The sequence below is a fragment of the Candidatus Binatia bacterium genome (genome assembly GCA_029243485.1).
Taxonomy (GTDB): Bacteria; Desulfobacterota; Binatia; order UBA12015; family UBA12015; genus VGTG01.
This window is the reverse complement of sequence record JAQWRY010000075.1, coordinates 177,192-193,025: the sequence shown is the minus strand read 5'-3', so window position 1 is coordinate 193,025 and position 15,834 is coordinate 177,192. Positions and strand designations below refer to the sequence as shown.

The 15,834-nt window shown below is 65.4% G+C and carries 18 protein-coding genes; 14 read left to right on the top strand and 4 right to left on the bottom strand.

What is annotated here, in order from left to right:
• Window positions 1-66 precede the first annotated feature (66 nt).
• Genes P8R42_22565 through P8R42_22550 form a run of 4 tightly spaced genes read left to right on the top strand, consistent with a single transcriptional unit; the run spans window position 67 to window position 4,337 of the window.
• The gene (locus tag P8R42_22565) at window positions 67-1,980 is read left to right on the top strand and encodes an AAA family ATPase (GenBank protein ID MDG2307380.1); all 1,914 of its coding nucleotides are present in this window, start codon (window positions 67-69) and stop codon (window positions 1,978-1,980) included.
• On the top strand, window positions 1,977-3,050 hold the full coding sequence (locus P8R42_22560) for a hypothetical protein (protein ID MDG2307379.1): 1,074 nt from the start codon (window positions 1,977-1,979) through the stop codon (window positions 3,048-3,050). Before P8R42_22565 ends, P8R42_22560 begins: the two co-directional genes overlap by 4 nt.
• A 9-nt stretch (window positions 3,051-3,059) precedes the next feature.
• Window positions 3,060-3,242 carry a hypothetical protein gene (locus P8R42_22555; protein ID MDG2307378.1) on the top strand — a complete coding sequence of 61 codons (183 nt, stop codon included), beginning with the start codon at window positions 3,060-3,062 and terminating at the stop codon, window positions 3,240-3,242.
• 15 nt (window positions 3,243-3,257) lie between these two features.
• Window positions 3,258-4,337, top strand: coding sequence for a ferritin-like domain-containing protein (locus P8R42_22550; protein ID MDG2307377.1), 1,080 nt, complete (start codon window positions 3,258-3,260; stop codon window positions 4,335-4,337).
• Here the strand turns inward: P8R42_22550 and P8R42_22545 are convergent.
• The gene (locus P8R42_22545) at window positions 4,334-4,546 is read right to left on the bottom strand and encodes a hypothetical protein (GenBank protein ID MDG2307376.1); all 213 of its coding nucleotides are present in this window, start codon (window positions 4,544-4,546) and stop codon (window positions 4,334-4,336) included. The genes P8R42_22550 and P8R42_22545 overlap by 4 nt on opposite strands.
• 188 nt (window positions 4,547-4,734) lie before the next feature.
• On the opposite strand from P8R42_22545, the gene P8R42_22540 reads away from it, so the two are divergent.
• The 3 genes from P8R42_22540 to P8R42_22530 all read left to right on the top strand — a co-directional run bounded on the left by P8R42_22540 (window position 4,735) and on the right by P8R42_22530 (window position 7,294).
• On the top strand, window positions 4,735-4,941 hold the full coding sequence (locus P8R42_22540; protein MDG2307375.1) for a hypothetical protein: 207 nt from the start codon (window positions 4,735-4,737) through the stop codon (window positions 4,939-4,941).
• A gap of 52 nt (window positions 4,942-4,993) precedes the next feature.
• On the top strand, window positions 4,994-6,010 hold the full coding sequence (gene dusB, locus P8R42_22535; protein MDG2307374.1) for a tRNA dihydrouridine synthase DusB: 1,017 nt from the start codon (window positions 4,994-4,996) through the stop codon (window positions 6,008-6,010).
• Window positions 6,011-6,409: 399 nt separating this feature from the next.
• The gene (locus P8R42_22530) at window positions 6,410-7,294 is read left to right on the top strand and encodes a fructose bisphosphate aldolase (GenBank protein MDG2307373.1); all 885 of its coding nucleotides are present in this window, start codon (window positions 6,410-6,412) and stop codon (window positions 7,292-7,294) included.
• An 81-nt stretch (window positions 7,295-7,375) separates the two neighbouring features.
• On the opposite strand, the gene P8R42_22525 is transcribed toward P8R42_22530, so the two are convergent.
• Entirely contained in the window at window positions 7,376-7,993 is a 618-nt protein-coding gene (locus P8R42_22525; protein ID MDG2307372.1) for a hypothetical protein, read from the bottom strand.
• A 69-nt stretch (window positions 7,994-8,062) separates the two neighbouring features.
• Complete coding sequence (locus P8R42_22520; protein ID MDG2307371.1) at window positions 8,063-8,803, bottom strand: dienelactone hydrolase family protein; 741 nt, start codon at window positions 8,801-8,803, stop codon at window positions 8,063-8,065.
• 203 nt (window positions 8,804-9,006) lie between these two features.
• Here P8R42_22520 and P8R42_22515 point away from each other — a divergent pair, with 203 nt between their 5' ends.
• Entirely contained in the window at window positions 9,007-9,351 is a 345-nt protein-coding gene (locus tag P8R42_22515; GenBank protein MDG2307370.1) for a helix-hairpin-helix domain-containing protein, read from the top strand.
• Window positions 9,352-9,404: 53 nt separating this feature from the next.
• On the opposite strand, the gene P8R42_22510 is transcribed toward P8R42_22515, so the two are convergent.
• Window positions 9,405-9,854, bottom strand: coding sequence for an SRPBCC family protein (locus tag P8R42_22510; protein ID MDG2307369.1), 450 nt, complete (start codon window positions 9,852-9,854; stop codon window positions 9,405-9,407).
• 94 nt (window positions 9,855-9,948) lie between these two features.
• Here P8R42_22510 and mtnA point away from each other — a divergent pair, with 94 nt between their 5' ends.
• From mtnA to P8R42_22480, 6 genes are all read left to right on the top strand, one after another.
• Window positions 9,949-11,037: an S-methyl-5-thioribose-1-phosphate isomerase gene (gene mtnA / locus P8R42_22505; GenBank protein ID MDG2307368.1), complete on the top strand. Its 1,089-nt coding sequence runs from the start codon at window positions 9,949-9,951 to the stop codon at window positions 11,035-11,037.
• Between the two features lie 107 nt (window positions 11,038-11,144).
• Window positions 11,145-12,389: a beta-ketoacyl-[acyl-carrier-protein] synthase family protein gene (locus P8R42_22500; protein ID MDG2307367.1), complete on the top strand. Its 1,245-nt coding sequence runs from the start codon at window positions 11,145-11,147 to the stop codon at window positions 12,387-12,389.
• Entirely contained in the window at window positions 12,376-12,618 is a 243-nt protein-coding gene (locus P8R42_22495) for an acyl carrier protein (GenBank protein MDG2307366.1), read from the top strand. Before P8R42_22500 ends, P8R42_22495 begins: the two co-directional genes overlap by 14 nt.
• A gap of 63 nt (window positions 12,619-12,681) precedes the next feature.
• Window positions 12,682-13,305, top strand: coding sequence for a hypothetical protein (locus P8R42_22490; protein MDG2307365.1), 624 nt, complete (start codon window positions 12,682-12,684; stop codon window positions 13,303-13,305).
• A gap of 3 nt (window positions 13,306-13,308) precedes the next feature.
• Complete coding sequence (locus P8R42_22485; protein ID MDG2307364.1) at window positions 13,309-14,670, top strand: HAMP domain-containing sensor histidine kinase; 1,362 nt, start codon at window positions 13,309-13,311, stop codon at window positions 14,668-14,670.
• Window positions 14,667-15,782: a response regulator gene (locus P8R42_22480; protein ID MDG2307363.1), complete on the top strand. Its 1,116-nt coding sequence runs from the start codon at window positions 14,667-14,669 to the stop codon at window positions 15,780-15,782. Before P8R42_22485 ends, P8R42_22480 begins: the two co-directional genes overlap by 4 nt.
• Window positions 15,783-15,834: the final 52 nt, after the last annotated feature.

The window sequence follows — 15,834 nt, the reverse complement described above, 5'->3', positions numbered from 1 at the left end:
ACAGCTTCCCCGCCGCTCCTCTTAATTGAATCCCGGGTGGGCGACTGTCGTCCACCAGCAAAGCTCATGTACGAGAGATTCTTCGGATTCGAGGAGGCACCGTTCCGGCTCACCCCGGACCCCCGCTATCTCTTCCTGTCAGCCAAGCACAAGGAGGCCCTCGGGCACCTCGTGTACGGGCTGGAGGAAGGCGCCGGTTTCGTGGCGATCACCGGGGAGATCGGGGCAGGCAAGACGACCATCCTGCGCTCGTTCTTGTCGGACCCGCCGGAAAACGCGCGGTACGCCTACATCCTGAATCCGGTCCTGAGTGGCGTCGAGCTTCTCCAGGAGATCAACCACGAGCTGGGGTTGCGCGAGGAGGGCACGCAGCGCGATCTGCTCGTCGCCCTGAACACGTTCCTTCTCGACCAGAAGCAGGCCGGCAATCAGGTGGTGCTCGTCATCGACGAAGCCCAGGCGCTCGGCGGTGCGATCCTCGAACAGCTCCGCATGCTGTCGAACTTCGAGACCGAGAGCGCGAAGCTTCTACAGATCGTTCTGGTCGGACAGCCCGAGCTTCGCGACATCCTGGCGCGACCGGACCTCGTTCAGCTCGAGCAGCGCATTACCGTGCGCTGGCACCTCGGGCCGCTCGACCGTGAGGAGACCGGGCAATACATCGGGCACCGCCTGGCTACGGCGTCGGGTGGACGCCCTCGCCGCATTCTCTCGTCGGGCGCTCAGAAACGTGTCTTCGCGTACAGTCAGGGGATCCCGCGGCGGATCAATGTCGTCTGCCACCGCGCGCTGCTCGTCGCGTACGCGCGCGACTCCACGTCGATCACGAGCTCGATCGTAAAGCGTGCGATTGAAGAGATCGAAAGCCCGCGGCGCCGTCGTTCGGAGCCTACGCGTCGGATTCCGCAGTGGGCTGCGATGGCGGCCGGACTCGTCCTTGCCGCGTTTCTCGGAGGCGCCGGGGTCTGGGGGTTCAACGAGTTCGGGGCCCGCTCGATCTCGTTCACGCAAGAGCCTGGCCGCGCCGCGAGCAGCGACAGTCGGGACGTCGCGCAGATGCTCGATGCGATCGACCGTGTCCCAGCCGCGCCGCTGCCCGCCGCTGCGTCCGAGCCGCGAGTCGCCCCGCACCCGCTCACGCCGAGCTTCGAACCATGGCCCGCAGGGCAAGTCGACCCGCCCGTGGCTGCTGTCCCCGTGTCGCACGGCTACGTGCCGCCCGGAGGGCCGATGTCGGTCGTGGCCGCGGAACCCGAGGTGCCGGCTCCGGTGCCCGATTCGCGCTGGATCGAGCGCGCAGCGCTAAGCGATGCTCTTCGGCAGACCACCGCAAGTGAGAGCGCGTACGAAGCGGTGGAATCTCTGGTCGGGGTCTGGAACGGCGACCGTCTTTCGGCGGCGGAGGCGGCGAGTCATAGGCTCGATCTTCCAGCGATCGCCCGGCGGCGTGGGCTCGATTACCTCGAGTTCACCGGTAACCTGAACGTGCTGCGGGTCCTCGACCTTCCGGTCATCCTGGAATTGGATCTCGGGGATGGGTCGGGCGTGCATTTCGGGATGGTTGATCGCGTCGATGACCGCATGGCTTACGTTCGCTTGGGGCAGGAGCGGATCGAGGTCTCCCACAGCGTTCTGTCGGAGGTCTGGTTCGGCCAGGGCCATGTGCTGTGGTACGACGTCGAAAAGCTGGGAAGCTTGCTGAGCCGCGGCATCGCGGGCGCGAAGGTACGGCGCCTGCACGACCTCTTGCAGGTGGCCGGGGTTTACGAGGGTCCCGGTGGTGATCAGTTCGACGCGTTGACGGAGGAGGCGGTGGTGGAGTTTCAGAGGGGGGTTCACCTCGAGGCGGACGGCAAGGTCGGGCCGATGACGATGATCGCGCTGTACGGGATGGCGGCATCGGATCGCGTGCCACACCTCGGTTCTCAGCGCTCGAAGGGCGCTCCCGCGAACGTGATTGCCAGCGGAGCCGTGCGTTGAGCACCGTCCTCGACGCTCTTCGGAAGGCACAGGACGGTGATGCGCCCGACGGCGCCGGGAGCTTCGGCGACGGACCCCCGCGGCCTCCTCGGAAGGGCGGGCCCCGGTTTCTGTGGATCGCTCTCGGCCTGATCGCTCTTGTCGGTGCGTTCGCAGGCGGGTTGGAACTGAGCGGTGGCGGGTCCTCTACGCGAACGGAAGAGACCGTCGAGGCCGAAGCGGTGGCCGAACCGCTAGAAGTCGCCGCCGTCGTGGAGCCGGAGCCGGCCCCGCCGGCGCGAGTCGAGCCGACGCGACCGCCGCCGCAGGAGCGAGTTCCCGTTGCTCGCCCCGAGCGCGTGTCCCGTGAGGTCAAGGCGGCCCCCCCCCTCGACAACGCGCCGGCCGCCGTGAAGCACAAGCCGATGAGCGAGAAGCGTCGCCGCGTCCTGGAGCGCGTCATGGCGCGGCGTGAGGACCGTGCTGGCCGGCGCGAGAATCGCTTCGCCAAGCGGGAGGAGTCGCAAGGGCTTCGAGAGGCCATCCGTTCGGCTGGGACGCCTGAGGAGCGCGAGGAGCTTCTGACGGAGTTCCGCCAGACCCGCAACATCGCGCGCATGGAGAGGAAGGCGGCCTCCGCAGAGCGGCGGCTCGTGCGTGAAGAAGAGCGCATGGCCCAGGGCGCGCACGCGGTCACCGGTACGTACGACCCGACGGCCCCGCGCCCGCAGCGTGAAATCCCGCCGGCTCCGGGCGTTCGGCCCGCGCCGGCGCCTGCGCCGGCCATCGTTCGAGCGCCGCCACCGGCGCCTGCTCCGGTCTCCGGAGAGCCGCTGGTTCTGTCAGCGAGCGGGCCGACGGACGAGGGCCTCCGACGGCCCCCGAGCAGCGCGCCTCAGGTTCGAATCAACATCCTGCAGTACTCGAGCAACCCCGGACGCCGGTTTGCCTACATGAGCGTCGAGGGAAACCCGGCGATGACGCAGGTCCGCGAGGGCGAGAGCTACCAGGGCTTGACTGTCAAGCGCATCTTACCCGAACAGGTCGAGTTCGCGCACCAGGGCGCGACCTTCTTGTTGCGCGCGAACTGAGGCATTCGCATGGCGAGCGTGCCGCACGTGCTGCTCCTGTTGATCGGACCGATCGTGTTTCCGTTCGCGTCCGGAGATTTCGGGCAGGAGCTGCTGGGTAAAGAAGTATTCGAAGCCGCGCAGGGGCGGCGGATCAAAGGTGAATTTTTGGACCTCGTGCGCGACGGTCTCGGCGCGACGAAGAACGCCTGAGAGAGGTAGACAGCCATGGACAAGATTCTTGCGGACTATCGCAGCCAGATTGGGGACTTTGAAGTCATCGAGATCGACGAGTCGCGTGTCGAGAAGATTCGCGGCGAACTCGACATCGCAGCGCCCCTCGATCTCCACTGGACGTGGAACTACGGCAACGAGGTCGAAGAGCTCGCCGCGCTCTACGAGCGGGGCAAGAAGGGGCAGTGGAACGCCGAGACGGACATCCAGTGGGACACCGACATCCCACTCGACGAGTGGTTCCTTCCGCGCCAGGACGTGCTGGTCCTTCCGACGCTTCTCACCCTGATGGAGGCCGACGAAGAGACGTGCAAAGCGGCCGCCGTGGACGAGTTCGCCTTCACGATCTCCCAGCTTTTACACGGAGAGCAGGCCGCGCTGCAGATCTGCGGGCAGCTCACGAACGCGTGCACCACGATGGACGCGAAGTTCTATGCGGCCTCGCAGGTTGCGGATGAAGCACGGCACGTCGAGGTGCTCTCGAAGCTGCTTCAGCGCAAGTTCGGCACGATCTATCCGATCGGCGGTACGCTGAAGGTCCTTCTCGACAAGCTCCTGCAGGCGCCGACCTGGAAGACCAAGACGCTGGGCATGCAGACGCTGTTCGAGGGGGTCGCAGTCGGCATCCTGGACATCATCCAGAAGGGGTCGACCAACCCTCTCGTGAGCGACATCATGCGACGGGTGAAGCAGGACGAGGCTCGGCACGCGGCCTTCGGGGTTCTCACGATGCGCCGCACCGTGAAGGATGCGAACGAAGAAGAGATGGCCGAGATGGAGGACTTCGCGTTCAACATTCTCGAGGCGCTCAATGCCAACCAGCAGCTCGACATGCTGAACGTTCTCGGTCCCAAGTACGGCCTCGAGCCGCATGCCGTCGTCGAGGTGGCGATGGGTCTGCCGAACTGGGCAGAGATCAACAGCGATCTCTTCATGCACACGGTCGTACCGAACCTCGCGCGCCTGGGACTCATCACCCAGCGCACGGAAGGAAAGTACCGTGAGCGTGGCATCATGTTCGGCGATCGGTTTGGCAAGGGTGTCGACGAGGACGTGCGCGCCAGCATGATCTAGAATGCGGGAGCTTCGGTCGCCTCGAATCGAGGGCGACCGAGGCTTGCGCGCACGCCGACGCCGGGCCACTCTTCGGCCATGGCCAAGTGGTACGATGACCTCTCGCCGTCATTGATCGACTTCGTTCGCGCACAGAAGCTGTTCTTCATCGGCAGCGCGCCGGCGGACGGGGGCGGATTCCCGAACGTCTCGCCGAAGGGGTATGACACGCTCGACGTCTTGGGCCCGAGGGAGTTGGTGTACGCCGACTGGCCCGGAAGCGGGAATCAGACGGCGAGCCACGTGAACGGCGGCGGGCGTCTGACTCTCATGTTTGCCGGCTTCGAGAAGCAGGCGCTACGGGCGAGGGCAGGTCTATGGAGCCGGCTCCGTCGAGTTCGACGCCTTGGCGGGTCGCATGCGACCCGGAATGGTCGGCGACTACACGCGCCAGCTGATCGCGATCGGCGTCGAGAAGGTCCAGACGTCGTGCGGATGGGCGGTGCCGCGATACGAGTACCTCGGAGAGCGGGATACGCTCGAGCGGTTCTGCGAGAAGGGTTTCAAAGACGGCACTTTCGACGCCCTCATGGAGGAGAGCTCCAAGCACCAGGACCCGGTTTGAGCCGTATCCGCTGCGTTGCGAGCGCGCGCCCGCGAACGGTATCCTGAACGGCATGGAGGCAGGTTCGGTAAAGGTCGGCCCAGTCGACATCTCGCCTGCACTCGTGCTGGCGCCGATGTCCGGGGTCACCGACATGGCGTTCCGCCGTCTCGTGCGCGAATGCAGCGGCGATGCGGTGGGCCTCGTCGTGAGCGAGTTCATCTCGATAGAGGGCCTGACCCGAAACGATCTAAAGACTCACCGGATGTTGCGCTACGACGCGAGCGAACGCCCGATTGCCATCCAGATCTTCGGCTCGGACATCGATCGGATGGCGGAAGCGGCTGCGCTCGTGCAGGCCACGGGCGTCGACATGGTCGACATCAACTGTGGGTGTCCCGCGCCGAAGGTCGTGAAGAAAGGTGGTGGAGCCGAACTCCTGCGCCGGGTGAGTCACCTCGAACGGCTCTTGCGGCAGGTGCGCCGTGAGCTCTCGGTGCCCCTCACGCTGAAGATCCGCGCGGGTTGGGATGAGGACTCGATCAACTGCGTGGAGGTGGCGCAGATGGCCGAGGCCGCCGGCGTCGAACTCGTCGCGGTGCACGGCCGGACTCGTATGCAGCTCTACCACGGCGCGTCGGATTGGGATCTGATCGGTGAGGTGAAACGCGCCGTCGACATCCCGGTGTTCGGCAGCGGTGACGTCGTCTCGGTCGCAACGGCCAGGAAGCGCCTCGAGCGATCGGGGGTCGACGGGTTGCTGATCGGGCGCGGCGCGATGGAGAACCCGTGGCTCTTCCGCCACATCATCTCGGATCGAGCGGGCGAGACTCTCCCCGCGCCGACCGTCGGAGAGCGGCTCGCTGCCCTGCGCCGCTATCGGCAGCTTCTCGATGAGGTCTATCCAACGAAGACGACCGCGGCGCGGCTTCGCGGCATGACGTGTCGCACCGTGAAGGGTTTCCCCGGGAGTGCGCACCTGCGCGAGGCCGTGACGCACACGCGGACCGCCGACGAGTTGGTCGATGTCCTCGACCAATTCGAGAGACACCCACACGTCACCCGGCGGTTGTCGGGCGCGGCGGCCTGAGCCTCGTCGTCTGGTCTTCGGGGCCAGGGGCATCCGCATGGTCTCCTTCTTGGGGCGGTGCTCTCCGGTTGCGGGCTGGAGACATACCGGGCGTGGGGGCACTGCCGGTTACGCGTGAAGCCCGCAGGTGGCACGCCTCACTCCGCGACAAGCCCCCACTCCTGGCCGAGGACCACGCGGGACCGGTATTGGCTCCCGTTCCTCTATCGTGCACAGCGGCCCGCGTCTGGGCGTTGGGCCGGCCGCGCTAGGGGGGGGGGGCAACTGGGGTGGGGATTACCCTCTTTTTTTAGGGTGTCGGGCTCTGGTAGACTCGCTGTTTACCTCGCGTGGATCGCGGAGCCGCGGAATTCGTCGGCTCGGCGTGCATTTCAAATAAGGAGACAGCAAACCTTGGGGATCTCAGAAAAGCAGACCCAGAAGATCCAGTCTGACGGCTTCATTGCGGCTCTGGACCAGAGCGGCGGCAGCACGCCGAAGGCCCTCGGCCTCTATGGCATAGCGGAGACCGAGTACTCGGGAGAAGACGCGATGTTCGACAAGGTCCACGAAATGAGGACTCGTATCATCACGAGCCCGAGCTTCGATGGGACCCGCGTCATGGGCGCCATCCTCTTCGAGGGCACCATGGATCGCGAAATCAAGGGGAAGCCCAGCGCGCAGTACCTCTGGGATGAGTGCAACGTCGTTCCCTTCCTGAAGGTCGACAAGGGCCTTGCGGACGAGGCGGACGGCGTCCAGCTCATGAAGCCGATGCCGGGACTCGACGCGACGCTCGAGCGCGCGAAGCCCAAAGGCATCTACGGCACGAAGATGCGCTCCGTGATCAAGCTGGCCAACCCGGCCGGCGTGAAGGCGATCGCGGATCAGCAGTTTGAGGTCGGAAAGCAGATCCTCGCCGCGGGCCTGATGCCGATTCTCGAGCCGGAGATCGACATCAAGTCGCCACAGAAGGCGGAAGCCGAGGCGCTGCTCAAGGCCGACATTCTCGAGAACCTCGGGAAGCTCGGTGCCGGCCAGCAGGTCATGCTCAAGCTGACGCTGCCGGAAGAGGCGAGCTTCTACGATGAGCTCGTGAAGCACCCGGCGGTGCTGCGCGTCGTTGCCCTGTCGGGTGGCTACAGCCGTGAAGAGGCCAACGATCGTCTCACCCGCAGCAAGGGGATCGTAGCAAGCTTCTCTCGCGCCCTCGCCGAAGGGCTCTCGGCAAACCAGTCGGACGCAGAGTTCAACTCGACTCTGGATACGTCGATCGAGAGCATCTTCCAGGCATCGCGCACCTGAGCGCGCCTGCCGATCCAACGAAAAAGGCCCGCGCCGGAATGTCCGGGGCGGGCCTTTTTCGTTTGGATCTTGGTTTCGTTCTCACTCGATCCGCTTGTACCGGCCCGTGCCGACCTTGCGGGCCTTTTTCGCGTTCACCCACCGGTTGATGGCGGGGTAGACCTGATTGCGGCCCTTGGAACGGGCGCCGGATGTGTCCATCACGTCGTCGATCGAGAACGTGGCGGGGAGCGAGGCGAGAAGCTTGTCCCAGTCGACCCGCTTGCCGGCGGATGCCTTCTTCGCGGGGGCGGCCTTCTTCGCCTTCGGTGCTTTCTTCGTGGCGCCGGCCTTCTTCGCCCTCGGTGCTTTCTTCGCGGCGGCGGTGGTCGCCCGCGCCGCGGCTGCTTTCGCGGGCTTGCCTTTCTTCGCGACTTTCTTGGTCGCCTTCTTGGCGGCCGGCGATGCCTTGCGTGTGGTCTTCTTCACTGACTTGCGCTTCGCAGGTCTGCCGGCGGTCTTGTTCTTCTTCTTCTTCGGTGGGGTCTGAAGCAGGGCCGGCGTGAAAGAACTCGTCAGCGCATCGCGCCACACGCGCGCCTGCTCGAGGAGCTTCTCCAACTCGGCCTCGCGCTTGCGAATCTCCGAGGTGAGGATCGCGAGCGTTCGCTCGGCCTGCTCTCGTACCTGCGTCAGGAAGTCTTTGTTCTGGCGTGCCATGGCATCTCCTCCGATTGGAACGAGGAGATTAAGCAGCGAGGGCGAGGGGTTGCAAATGTTTGCCGCGACTCAGGAAAGGTATTTTTGGAAGAGCTTCAAGGCGCGCTCCCAGGCGTCCGCGGCGGCCTCCGGACGGTACGCCTCGGGGCGTGCCTCGTTCAGAAATGCGTGGCCCGCGCCCTCGTAAGTGACGAGGTCAAATTCCTTCCCGCCGCGTTCGAGAATGTCGCGCAGTTCGCTCACGTCCGCGGTCGGGATGAGGGAATCGTCCGCTCCGTAGAGGCCGACGAGCGGGCATGAAAGCTGGGGCGCCATGTCGAGAGCGCTCGCGGGCTTGCGTTCGGACCGCTCCGCGTAGCGCAGCATTCCGTAGAAGCTCGCGCAGGCCGTGATCTGGGGAAGTCGGCACGCGGCCATCAGGGCGTACTGACCGCCGAGGCAGAATCCGAGAATGCCGATCGCCGACTCCGTCACGTCGGCACGGCTCGCGAGATACACTCGCGCGGCAGCCACGTCGCCCAGGACACGTTCATCGGGAAGGTTCGCGATCCACTCACCCACCTGCGCCATGTCGGCCAGGTGCGGTGCGCCTTCGCGGGCGTAGATGTCGAGCACGAGCGTGCGAAAGCCCGCGGCTGCGAGTCGTTCGCCCAAGGTGCGGTACAGGGGCGAGATGCCGTGTACATCCGGGATGAGGATCAAGGCGGGAGAGCTAGTGGTGCCGACTCCGACCAGGTCGCCTCCGATCTCGGCTCCGTCGGTCTCCGGGGACAGGAACGTGACACTCTCGATTTGCGTGTTTGTCGCCAAGGTCATTTCCCTCCCGATGTTGCGAAGAGTCTTGCGTCCGCCCACATGAGAACGCCTTGCCGCACCGACGCGCGCGGGGATAGATCGTGGTTACCTCGACGCGTCGTTTCCCCCGCGATGCTTTCAGCCAAGGCTAGGTGCGCACGGTAACGCGACGCGCCGGAAAGAAGCGCAGGCCCAAATCCTGCGCAAGGTGGTGGACGATGAAGGCATTTTGGAAGACTGGAAAGACGCTCGTCCGAGGGCGCGCGGTTGCGACCGCGGTTGCGTTGATGCTCGGTTTGGTTCTCGGGCTGCCGAGCGCATCGATGGCGGACGCGCAGGTCGATCTGAACGAAGCGTCGCTCGAGGAGCTGACGTCGCTCCCGGGCATCGGGCCCGCGCGGGCCCGCGCGATCATCGAGCGGCGCGAGGAGGCGCCTTTCGACTCGGCGGACGAGTTGAGTGAGGTCCCCGGCATCGGGAATGCGTTGGTCGACAAGCTCCGTGAGCACGTCCAGGTCGGCCAGCCCGAGCGACAGGCGACGAGCGCGAAGCAGAAGCGCTGAGGGGGCGGAATGGGGCGGGGCGGGTGGCCGCTCATCGGCGGTCGCCTGTCCCGTCACGCGAGTCCGTGCTTCTGTTCCGCCTGCGTCTTGAACTCGAGGACGGAGTCGCGAAGCGCCTGACGCTCGGCCATGCGGCGGATCGCGCCGGGGACCCAGAAGCCGAGATCGATCTCTTGTCGGCACGTCGCGATGACGTGGCCCTGGGGCGTACCTTCGAGTCGGTAGGAGCCACTCACGTTCGTGAGGTCGCCCTCCAGCAGGCTCCACGAAATCTGCGACGGCAGGTCGTACTCGTAGGCGAGCGTGTACCGCAGGGTCCGGATGCGCATGTCCAGAGCGAACCCGACATGGTGGGCGCGTCCATCCGGGTGTTGCGTGAGGATCTTTGCCTCGAGAATGGGCGAGCTCCACACGGGATACTGCTCGAAGTCGGTCAGGACCTCGATGCATCCGTCGATGTTGGCGGCGATCTCGACTTCGTATTCCTGTGGCGCTTCGGCCATGGCGGGAGAGGATGCTGGCTGGGGACTGAAGTCAAGGCGGGTGCGGCAAATCGTCTTGTTCGGGGCGCGCGCGGCCGGTACAATCGCTGGCTACATGAAAAAAGTTCGCACCGTGGAATGGAAGAAGGGTCGCGTGGTCATGCTGGACCAGCGGCTCTTGCCGAATCGAGAAGTCTACCGCCTCTACAAAGATCCGAAGGAAGTGATCGAGGCGATTCGCGATCTGGTGGTCCGCGGCGCTCCTGCGATCGGCGTCTCCGCGGCCATGGGCCTGGCCCTCGGGGCTCAGAAATTGCCGCAAGCGCGGTTCTCGAAGGAGTTCGACAAGCTGTGTCGGGCCTTTGCCGCTGCGCGTCCGACGGCAGTGAACCTGTTCTGGGCAATCGAGCGCATGCGCCGGGTCGTCCGCGAGAACAGCCGCATGTCCGTCGACACGCTTCGGAACCTGTTGGAGGCCGAGGCTTTGGCGGTCTACCGAGAAGACCTCGATGCGAACCGCCGCCTGAGCGAGTTCGGCGCGGAGCTCCTCCCGTCGAAGGGAACCATCCTCACGCATTGCAACGCCGGCGGCCTCGCGACTGCGGGCATCGGTACCGCTCTTGGCGTGATTCTCGCGGCCCGCGATGCGGGGAAGAAGCTCTCGGTGTTCGCCGATGAAACCCGCCCGGTTCTCCAGGGCGCGCGCCTCACCGCATGGGAACTCAAGCGAGCCCGCTGCCCGGTCACCGTGATCACCGACAATATGGCCGGCCATTTCATGCAGAAGGGTGCGATCGACGCGGTCGTCGTGGGTACCGATCGCACGGCCGCCAACGGCGATGTGGCGAATAAGATCGGCACGTATATGGTGGCCGTTCTCGCGGCGCGGCACGGAATCCCGTTCTACGTTGCGGCGCCGACCAGTTCGATCGACCTCGCCTGTCCGAACGGTACGAAGATTCCGATCGAGGAACGCGCGCCGGAAGAGGTCAGCCACTTCCGCGGAAAGCCCGGGGTGCCCAAGGGCGTGAAGGTCGCGAACCCTGCCTTCGACGTGACGCCGGCGAAGCTCGTAACGGCCATCATCACCGAGAACGGTGTGGCGAAGTCGTCGTACAAGCGCAACCTCGCGAAGCTCGTGAAGGCGTCGGCCACGTCTCGGCCTGCCGGGGCATCCAAGACGCGTCGACGGGCCGCTCGGTAGCGGCCGAATGTGAAGCTGGGTAAGACCTCTATTTAATTAAGGGATTACCCGTAGCTTCATGGCATGAATCGGTTGCGTTCCGCCTAGGGGTTTGAGACCGTTCCCCCATGGCCGTGGTCATCACGGGCATGGGTTGCGTCACTCCGATTGGAATCGGGCTCCCTGCCTTTTCCGAATCTTTGCGCTCGGGCGTGTCCGGTACGGGGCCACTCTCCGCATTCGATTCGAGTCCGTATGGCTGTCGCGTCGCCGCGGAGGTCTTGGATTTCCGTCCGGCCGACTTCATGGCGTTGCGCGAGGCGCGGTCCCTGCCACGGGTCGTTCAACTCGGTGTCGCCGCGGCGCGTCTGGCGATCGACGACGCGCGCATGCCCACGTGGGCCGACGCCGGGCGCGTCGGCGTGTTGCTCGGCAGCAGCGGTGGGCCGGGCTCGTATCAGTTCGAGCAGGGGCTGATCTTCGTCGAGCGGGGGCTTCGGCGCATGAACCCGATGTTCCCGGCCTATGCGCACAACGGGTCGATCGCCTCCGAATGCGCGATTCAGTTCGGTGCAAAAGGCCCGGTCCTGACCGTTTCGAGTGCTTGCACTTCCAGCACCGACGCGTTCGGCCTCGCGCGTGGTCTTCTCGAAGGACGGATGGTCGATGTAGTGCTCGCGGGCGGTACCGATGCGCCCCTTGCTCCTGTTCTGTTCGCCGCGTTCGATCGCATCGGTGCGATGCCGCGAGATTTCAACGACGACCCGAGGACGGCTTCGCGCCCGTTCTCGGCTGATCGAAGTGGCTTCGTGTTGGGCGAGGGCGCAGCGGTCTTCGTTCTCGAGCGAGCCGAGTCGGCGAAGGAGCGAGGCGCTCGAATCTACGCGGAGGTCGCGGGATATGGCGCGACCTGTGACGCCGAAGATCACTTCACGCAAGCGGAGAGTGGGGACGAAGCGGTGCGTGCCATTCGGCAGGCACTCGATGATGCAGGGGTCGAGCCGTCCGAGATCGACTACGTGAACGCCCACGGGACCGCGACGAAGCAGAACGACGCCTTCGAGACCCGTGTGCTGCGGCGAGTCCTGGGTGAGTCGGCTTCGTCGACGCCGGTGAGTTCGACCAAGTCGATGGTTGGCCATACGCTGGGTGCGTGCGGCGCGGTCGAGTTGGCCGCGACCCTCGTCGGCATGAGGGAGGGGTTCGTGCCGCCGACGATCAACCTAGACGAGCCGGACCCCGAGTGTGATCTGGACTATGTGGCGCATTGCGCACGACCGGCTCGGGTCGACGTGGCATTGTCCACGAGTTTCGGCTTTGGCTCTCGCAACGGAGCCATGGTCATCCGACGGCATCGCGATGTCGCAGCCTAAGGCCCACGAGGCGGTGATCCGAGCGCTGTCGATCGAGTTGCAGGCGACCTCCGAGGAGGTGCGCGCTGCTGGCTCGCTGCGGACCGATCTCGGCATGGACTCGATCGCGGTGGCGAACATCCTCTTCGCGCTGGAAGAAGAATTCGATTGCGAGTTGGACCTCGACGGTGTGCGGCGGCTCGACACTGTGGCTGACATCGCCGAGGTTCTGGCGTCGGCGGCGGCCTGAAGGGGGGCCGTGGCGGCCTTCAGGCGAGCGGCGGGGTGGGCGTTGGAGCGATACCTTCGCTGGGTGGCGCCAGTCGTCCGCCTCGAGGGTGTCGAGCCCGCCGAGGCGGCATGGCAGAAGCTCCGCCAGGACTCCCCGAATCGACATTTCATTCTTTACTACTGGATTGAGGGCGCTCTGCCGTTGATGTTGTATGGTTGTCGGGGGGGCGGTCTGCTGGGACGAGATCTCGCATTCGTGTGCGACGAGACGCTGAGCGGTGGGATCGCCGCGGACGTTCTGCGTCGTCTGGGTTGGGAGCATATGCTGCTGCGCCATCGCCGACCCGGTACGCTCGCCCGAGACGTCGGCAAGCTCGTGCGAGCGACGGGCTCCATCGGTATCGCGGTCGACGGGCGGGGGCCCTACCGCGAGGTCGGTTCGTCGTTCGCCCGGCTGGCACGGCAGTCCGAGGCCATCGCGGTTCCCCTGGGGATTCGCGTGCGAGGCTCGCTGTCCCTCCCCCTGCCGGGGCCCGTCGCGATCCCGCGCAAGGGGACACAGGTCGACCTTGCTTTGGGCCAGCCTGTCGACTGCTCTCTGGAGGTCGCCGACCTTCTTGAGCGATTGCAATCTGCGCTGGACTCGGCGTCGTCGGCGCAGCGCCCGCGGGGCGATGCCGCCCGGGTCGTCGCTGCGGGTGACTAGCCGATGAGTGATCCGTCGCTTGAAGCTCGACGGGAGCTCTTTATCGAAGGGCTTCTCGTGCGGAGCGCGCTGGCGGGTGTCTTCTCGTTCGTCGCGATGATCTTCGCGGTTTTCCGTCTGGCACCGACGACGAGTACGTACCCGGCGCTCGCGATTCTGGCGGGGCTCGCGACGATCAACGTGCCGTATTGGTTCGTTGGGAAGGCCCGTCGGTTTCCGCTCTCCGATTTCTTCCCTCACTGGCTCGTTGACATCCTCTTCCTGACCGTCCTCATCCACTACATCGGGGGCGCAGACGCGCCGTACGCGACGATCATGTACTACTCGCTGGTCCTGTTCGCCGCGGTGAGTGAATCGCGGCGCGTCGCGATGCGGCTCGCTGCGGCTTCGATGCTCAGCTTCGGGACGCTGGTTTTTTTGGAGAACATCGGCGTCCTTGCCCCGGTCGAGCTTTGGGATCACCACCTTTCGGCGGCGGCCCAGGTGCTCGCGTTCGGCGTGAGTACCGCATTCATCCTCGCGCTCGCGTTCGTCGGGGGGACGCTCGCCGACCATTTGAAGCAGAGCAACGCCGAGCTTCGCTCCGCGGCGGCGATAGCCGAGGAGCATAATCTCGAGCTGGAGAGGCGCGTCGCGGAACGTACGGCGGAGTTGGCCGCGGCGACGCAGGAGATTGCCGACCTCGTCCACATCGTCTCGCACGACTTGAAGAACGTCGCCGTCGGCGCCACGGAGACCGCTCGGCAGCTTGCGACCAAGGAGAAGGATCGACTCTCGGACCGGGGCCAGGTGTATGTCCGCCATCTCCTCGAGGACTCCCGCACGCTCTCGCGGATGCTCGAGGACTTACTCCGACTCTTCCGCGCAACGGATCCGAGCATCGAGACCCGTGAATGGGTCGATGTCGACGACATTGTGCGGCGCGTCGTGCGGCGTCTGGGTCCTCAGATGGAGCAGAAGAACATCGAAATTCGTATCGGAACCATGCCCAGAGTTTTTGCCGACCACAGCAAGATCAGGCATATCTTCGACAACTTGATCGACAACGCCTGCAAATACATCGGCGACGAGGAGGCACCTCGGATCGAAGTCGAGGGCATGCATCTAGATGGAGAGGTCGAGTACTTCGTGCGCGACAATGGAATCGGTATCAGTGAACGTCAGCGAGAGCGGGTCTTTCAGCTCTACCACCGCGTCCCGGAACCCGGGGCCACCACCGGCGGTCCGGATGGCCACGGTGTGGGGCTCGCCATCGTGAAGAGGATCGTGGAGCGCTACGGCGGGCGGATCGAGGTCGAGAGCGCACTGGGGCAGGGCAGCACGTTTCGTGTGTGCCTCCCGGGCCGCGACGAGGCCAGCGCATGACGGGACTTCCGGACGAAAGCACGCGGATCCTCGTCGTCGAGGACAACTCGCGCCACGCCGGGCTCATGCGAGACGAGATCGAGGCGGAGATGCCGACCGCGACGGTTCGGCTGGTGACGACCGTCGCCGGCGCGCGTGAGGCGTTGGCAGAGGGCCAGTTTGATCTCTGCCTGCTCGACTTCCAGCTCCCGGATGGGGACGGTCTCGAGGTCCTACGGTCGATTCGTGAGGACGAGCGAGAGGAGGCTGTGGTTCTGGTCACGACGAGCACCTCGCCCGAGGTTGCCGTCGAGGCGATGAAGATTGGGGCAGAGGACTACATCGTGAAGGAAGAGGGATACGTCTCGATCCTGCCCTTCGTGATCCGAGAGGTTCTGGAGCGGGTTCGTATGCGCTCGGCTCACGCGGCTCTCGAACGTCGCCTCGCCCGTGCGGAACATCTCGCATCTCTCAACACGTTGATGGCCGGCATCGCCCACAACCTGAACAACCCGCTCACTACCGTTCGGACGTTTCTCGAGCTGCTCCCGGAACGATACGAGACCGACGAGGAGTTCCGAACCGAGTACTACGCCCTGGTCCTGACCGAGCTGAAGCGGATCCGCGCTCTGATCCAGAGCATGATGCAGGCGGTTGCGATCCCGCTTTCGGGCGGCGAGGCCCCGTGGCCGATGCCCGAGCTCCTGCGGGAGCTCGAGCTCTACGTTCAGGGGAGCACCACGGAGAAGGGGATCCACTACGTGGCCCGCAGTGGGGACGACTTGCCGTTGGTCCTCGCCGGCCGCGAGGCCGTGAAGCAGGCTCTGGTGATCCTGCTCGACAACGCGATGGCCTTTTCTCCGCAGGGAGGGAGCGTCGAGGTTTCGGTGCGCTCCACCCGAGAGCCGGGGGGCGAGGCGCGTATCCACATCGAAGTGTCGGATGGAGGGGAAGGGGTCTCGGAGGAGCATCGCACCAAGATCTTCGAACCGTTTTACTCGACGCGGTCGGGCGGGCTCGGGATCGGGCTGTTCGTCGCGCAGTGTGTCGCGCGTGCACACGGGGGCTCTCTGGAGGTCGCCGGACGGGATCCGCAGGGAGCGGTCTTCACGCTGCGGCTGCCGGGCGCCTGAGGGCGGACCTTCGAAGGACAGCCCCGTCTCGCCGCGAATCTGACAAGCGGCG

Coding starts and splice junctions, on each gene's coding strand:
- P8R42_22565 (MDG2307380.1), top strand. CDS start 67: ATGTACGAGAGATTCTTCGGATTCGAGGAGGCACCGTTCCGGCTCACC.
- P8R42_22525 (MDG2307372.1), bottom strand. CDS start 7,993: ATGGCACGCCAGAACAAAGACTTCCTGACGCAGGTACGAGAGCAGGCC.
- P8R42_22480 (MDG2307363.1), top strand. CDS start 14,667: ATGACGGGACTTCCGGACGAAAGCACGCGGATCCTCGTCGTCGAGGAC.
- P8R42_22540 (MDG2307375.1), top strand. CDS start 4,735: ATGCGACCCGGAATGGTCGGCGACTACACGCGCCAGCTGATCGCGATC.
- P8R42_22485 (MDG2307364.1), top strand. CDS start 13,309: ATGAGTGATCCGTCGCTTGAAGCTCGACGGGAGCTCTTTATCGAAGGG.
- P8R42_22555 (MDG2307378.1), top strand. CDS start 3,060: ATGGCGAGCGTGCCGCACGTGCTGCTCCTGTTGATCGGACCGATCGTG.
- P8R42_22515 (MDG2307370.1), top strand. CDS start 9,007: ATGAAGGCATTTTGGAAGACTGGAAAGACGCTCGTCCGAGGGCGCGCG.
- P8R42_22510 (MDG2307369.1), bottom strand. CDS start 9,854: ATGGCCGAAGCGCCACAGGAATACGAAGTCGAGATCGCCGCCAACATC.
- P8R42_22500 (MDG2307367.1), top strand. CDS start 11,145: ATGGCCGTGGTCATCACGGGCATGGGTTGCGTCACTCCGATTGGAATC.
- P8R42_22550 (MDG2307377.1), top strand. CDS start 3,258: ATGGACAAGATTCTTGCGGACTATCGCAGCCAGATTGGGGACTTTGAA.
- mtnA (MDG2307368.1), top strand. CDS start 9,949: ATGAAAAAAGTTCGCACCGTGGAATGGAAGAAGGGTCGCGTGGTCATG.
- P8R42_22495 (MDG2307366.1), top strand. CDS start 12,376: ATGTCGCAGCCTAAGGCCCACGAGGCGGTGATCCGAGCGCTGTCGATC.
- dusB (MDG2307374.1), top strand. CDS start 4,994: ATGGAGGCAGGTTCGGTAAAGGTCGGCCCAGTCGACATCTCGCCTGCA.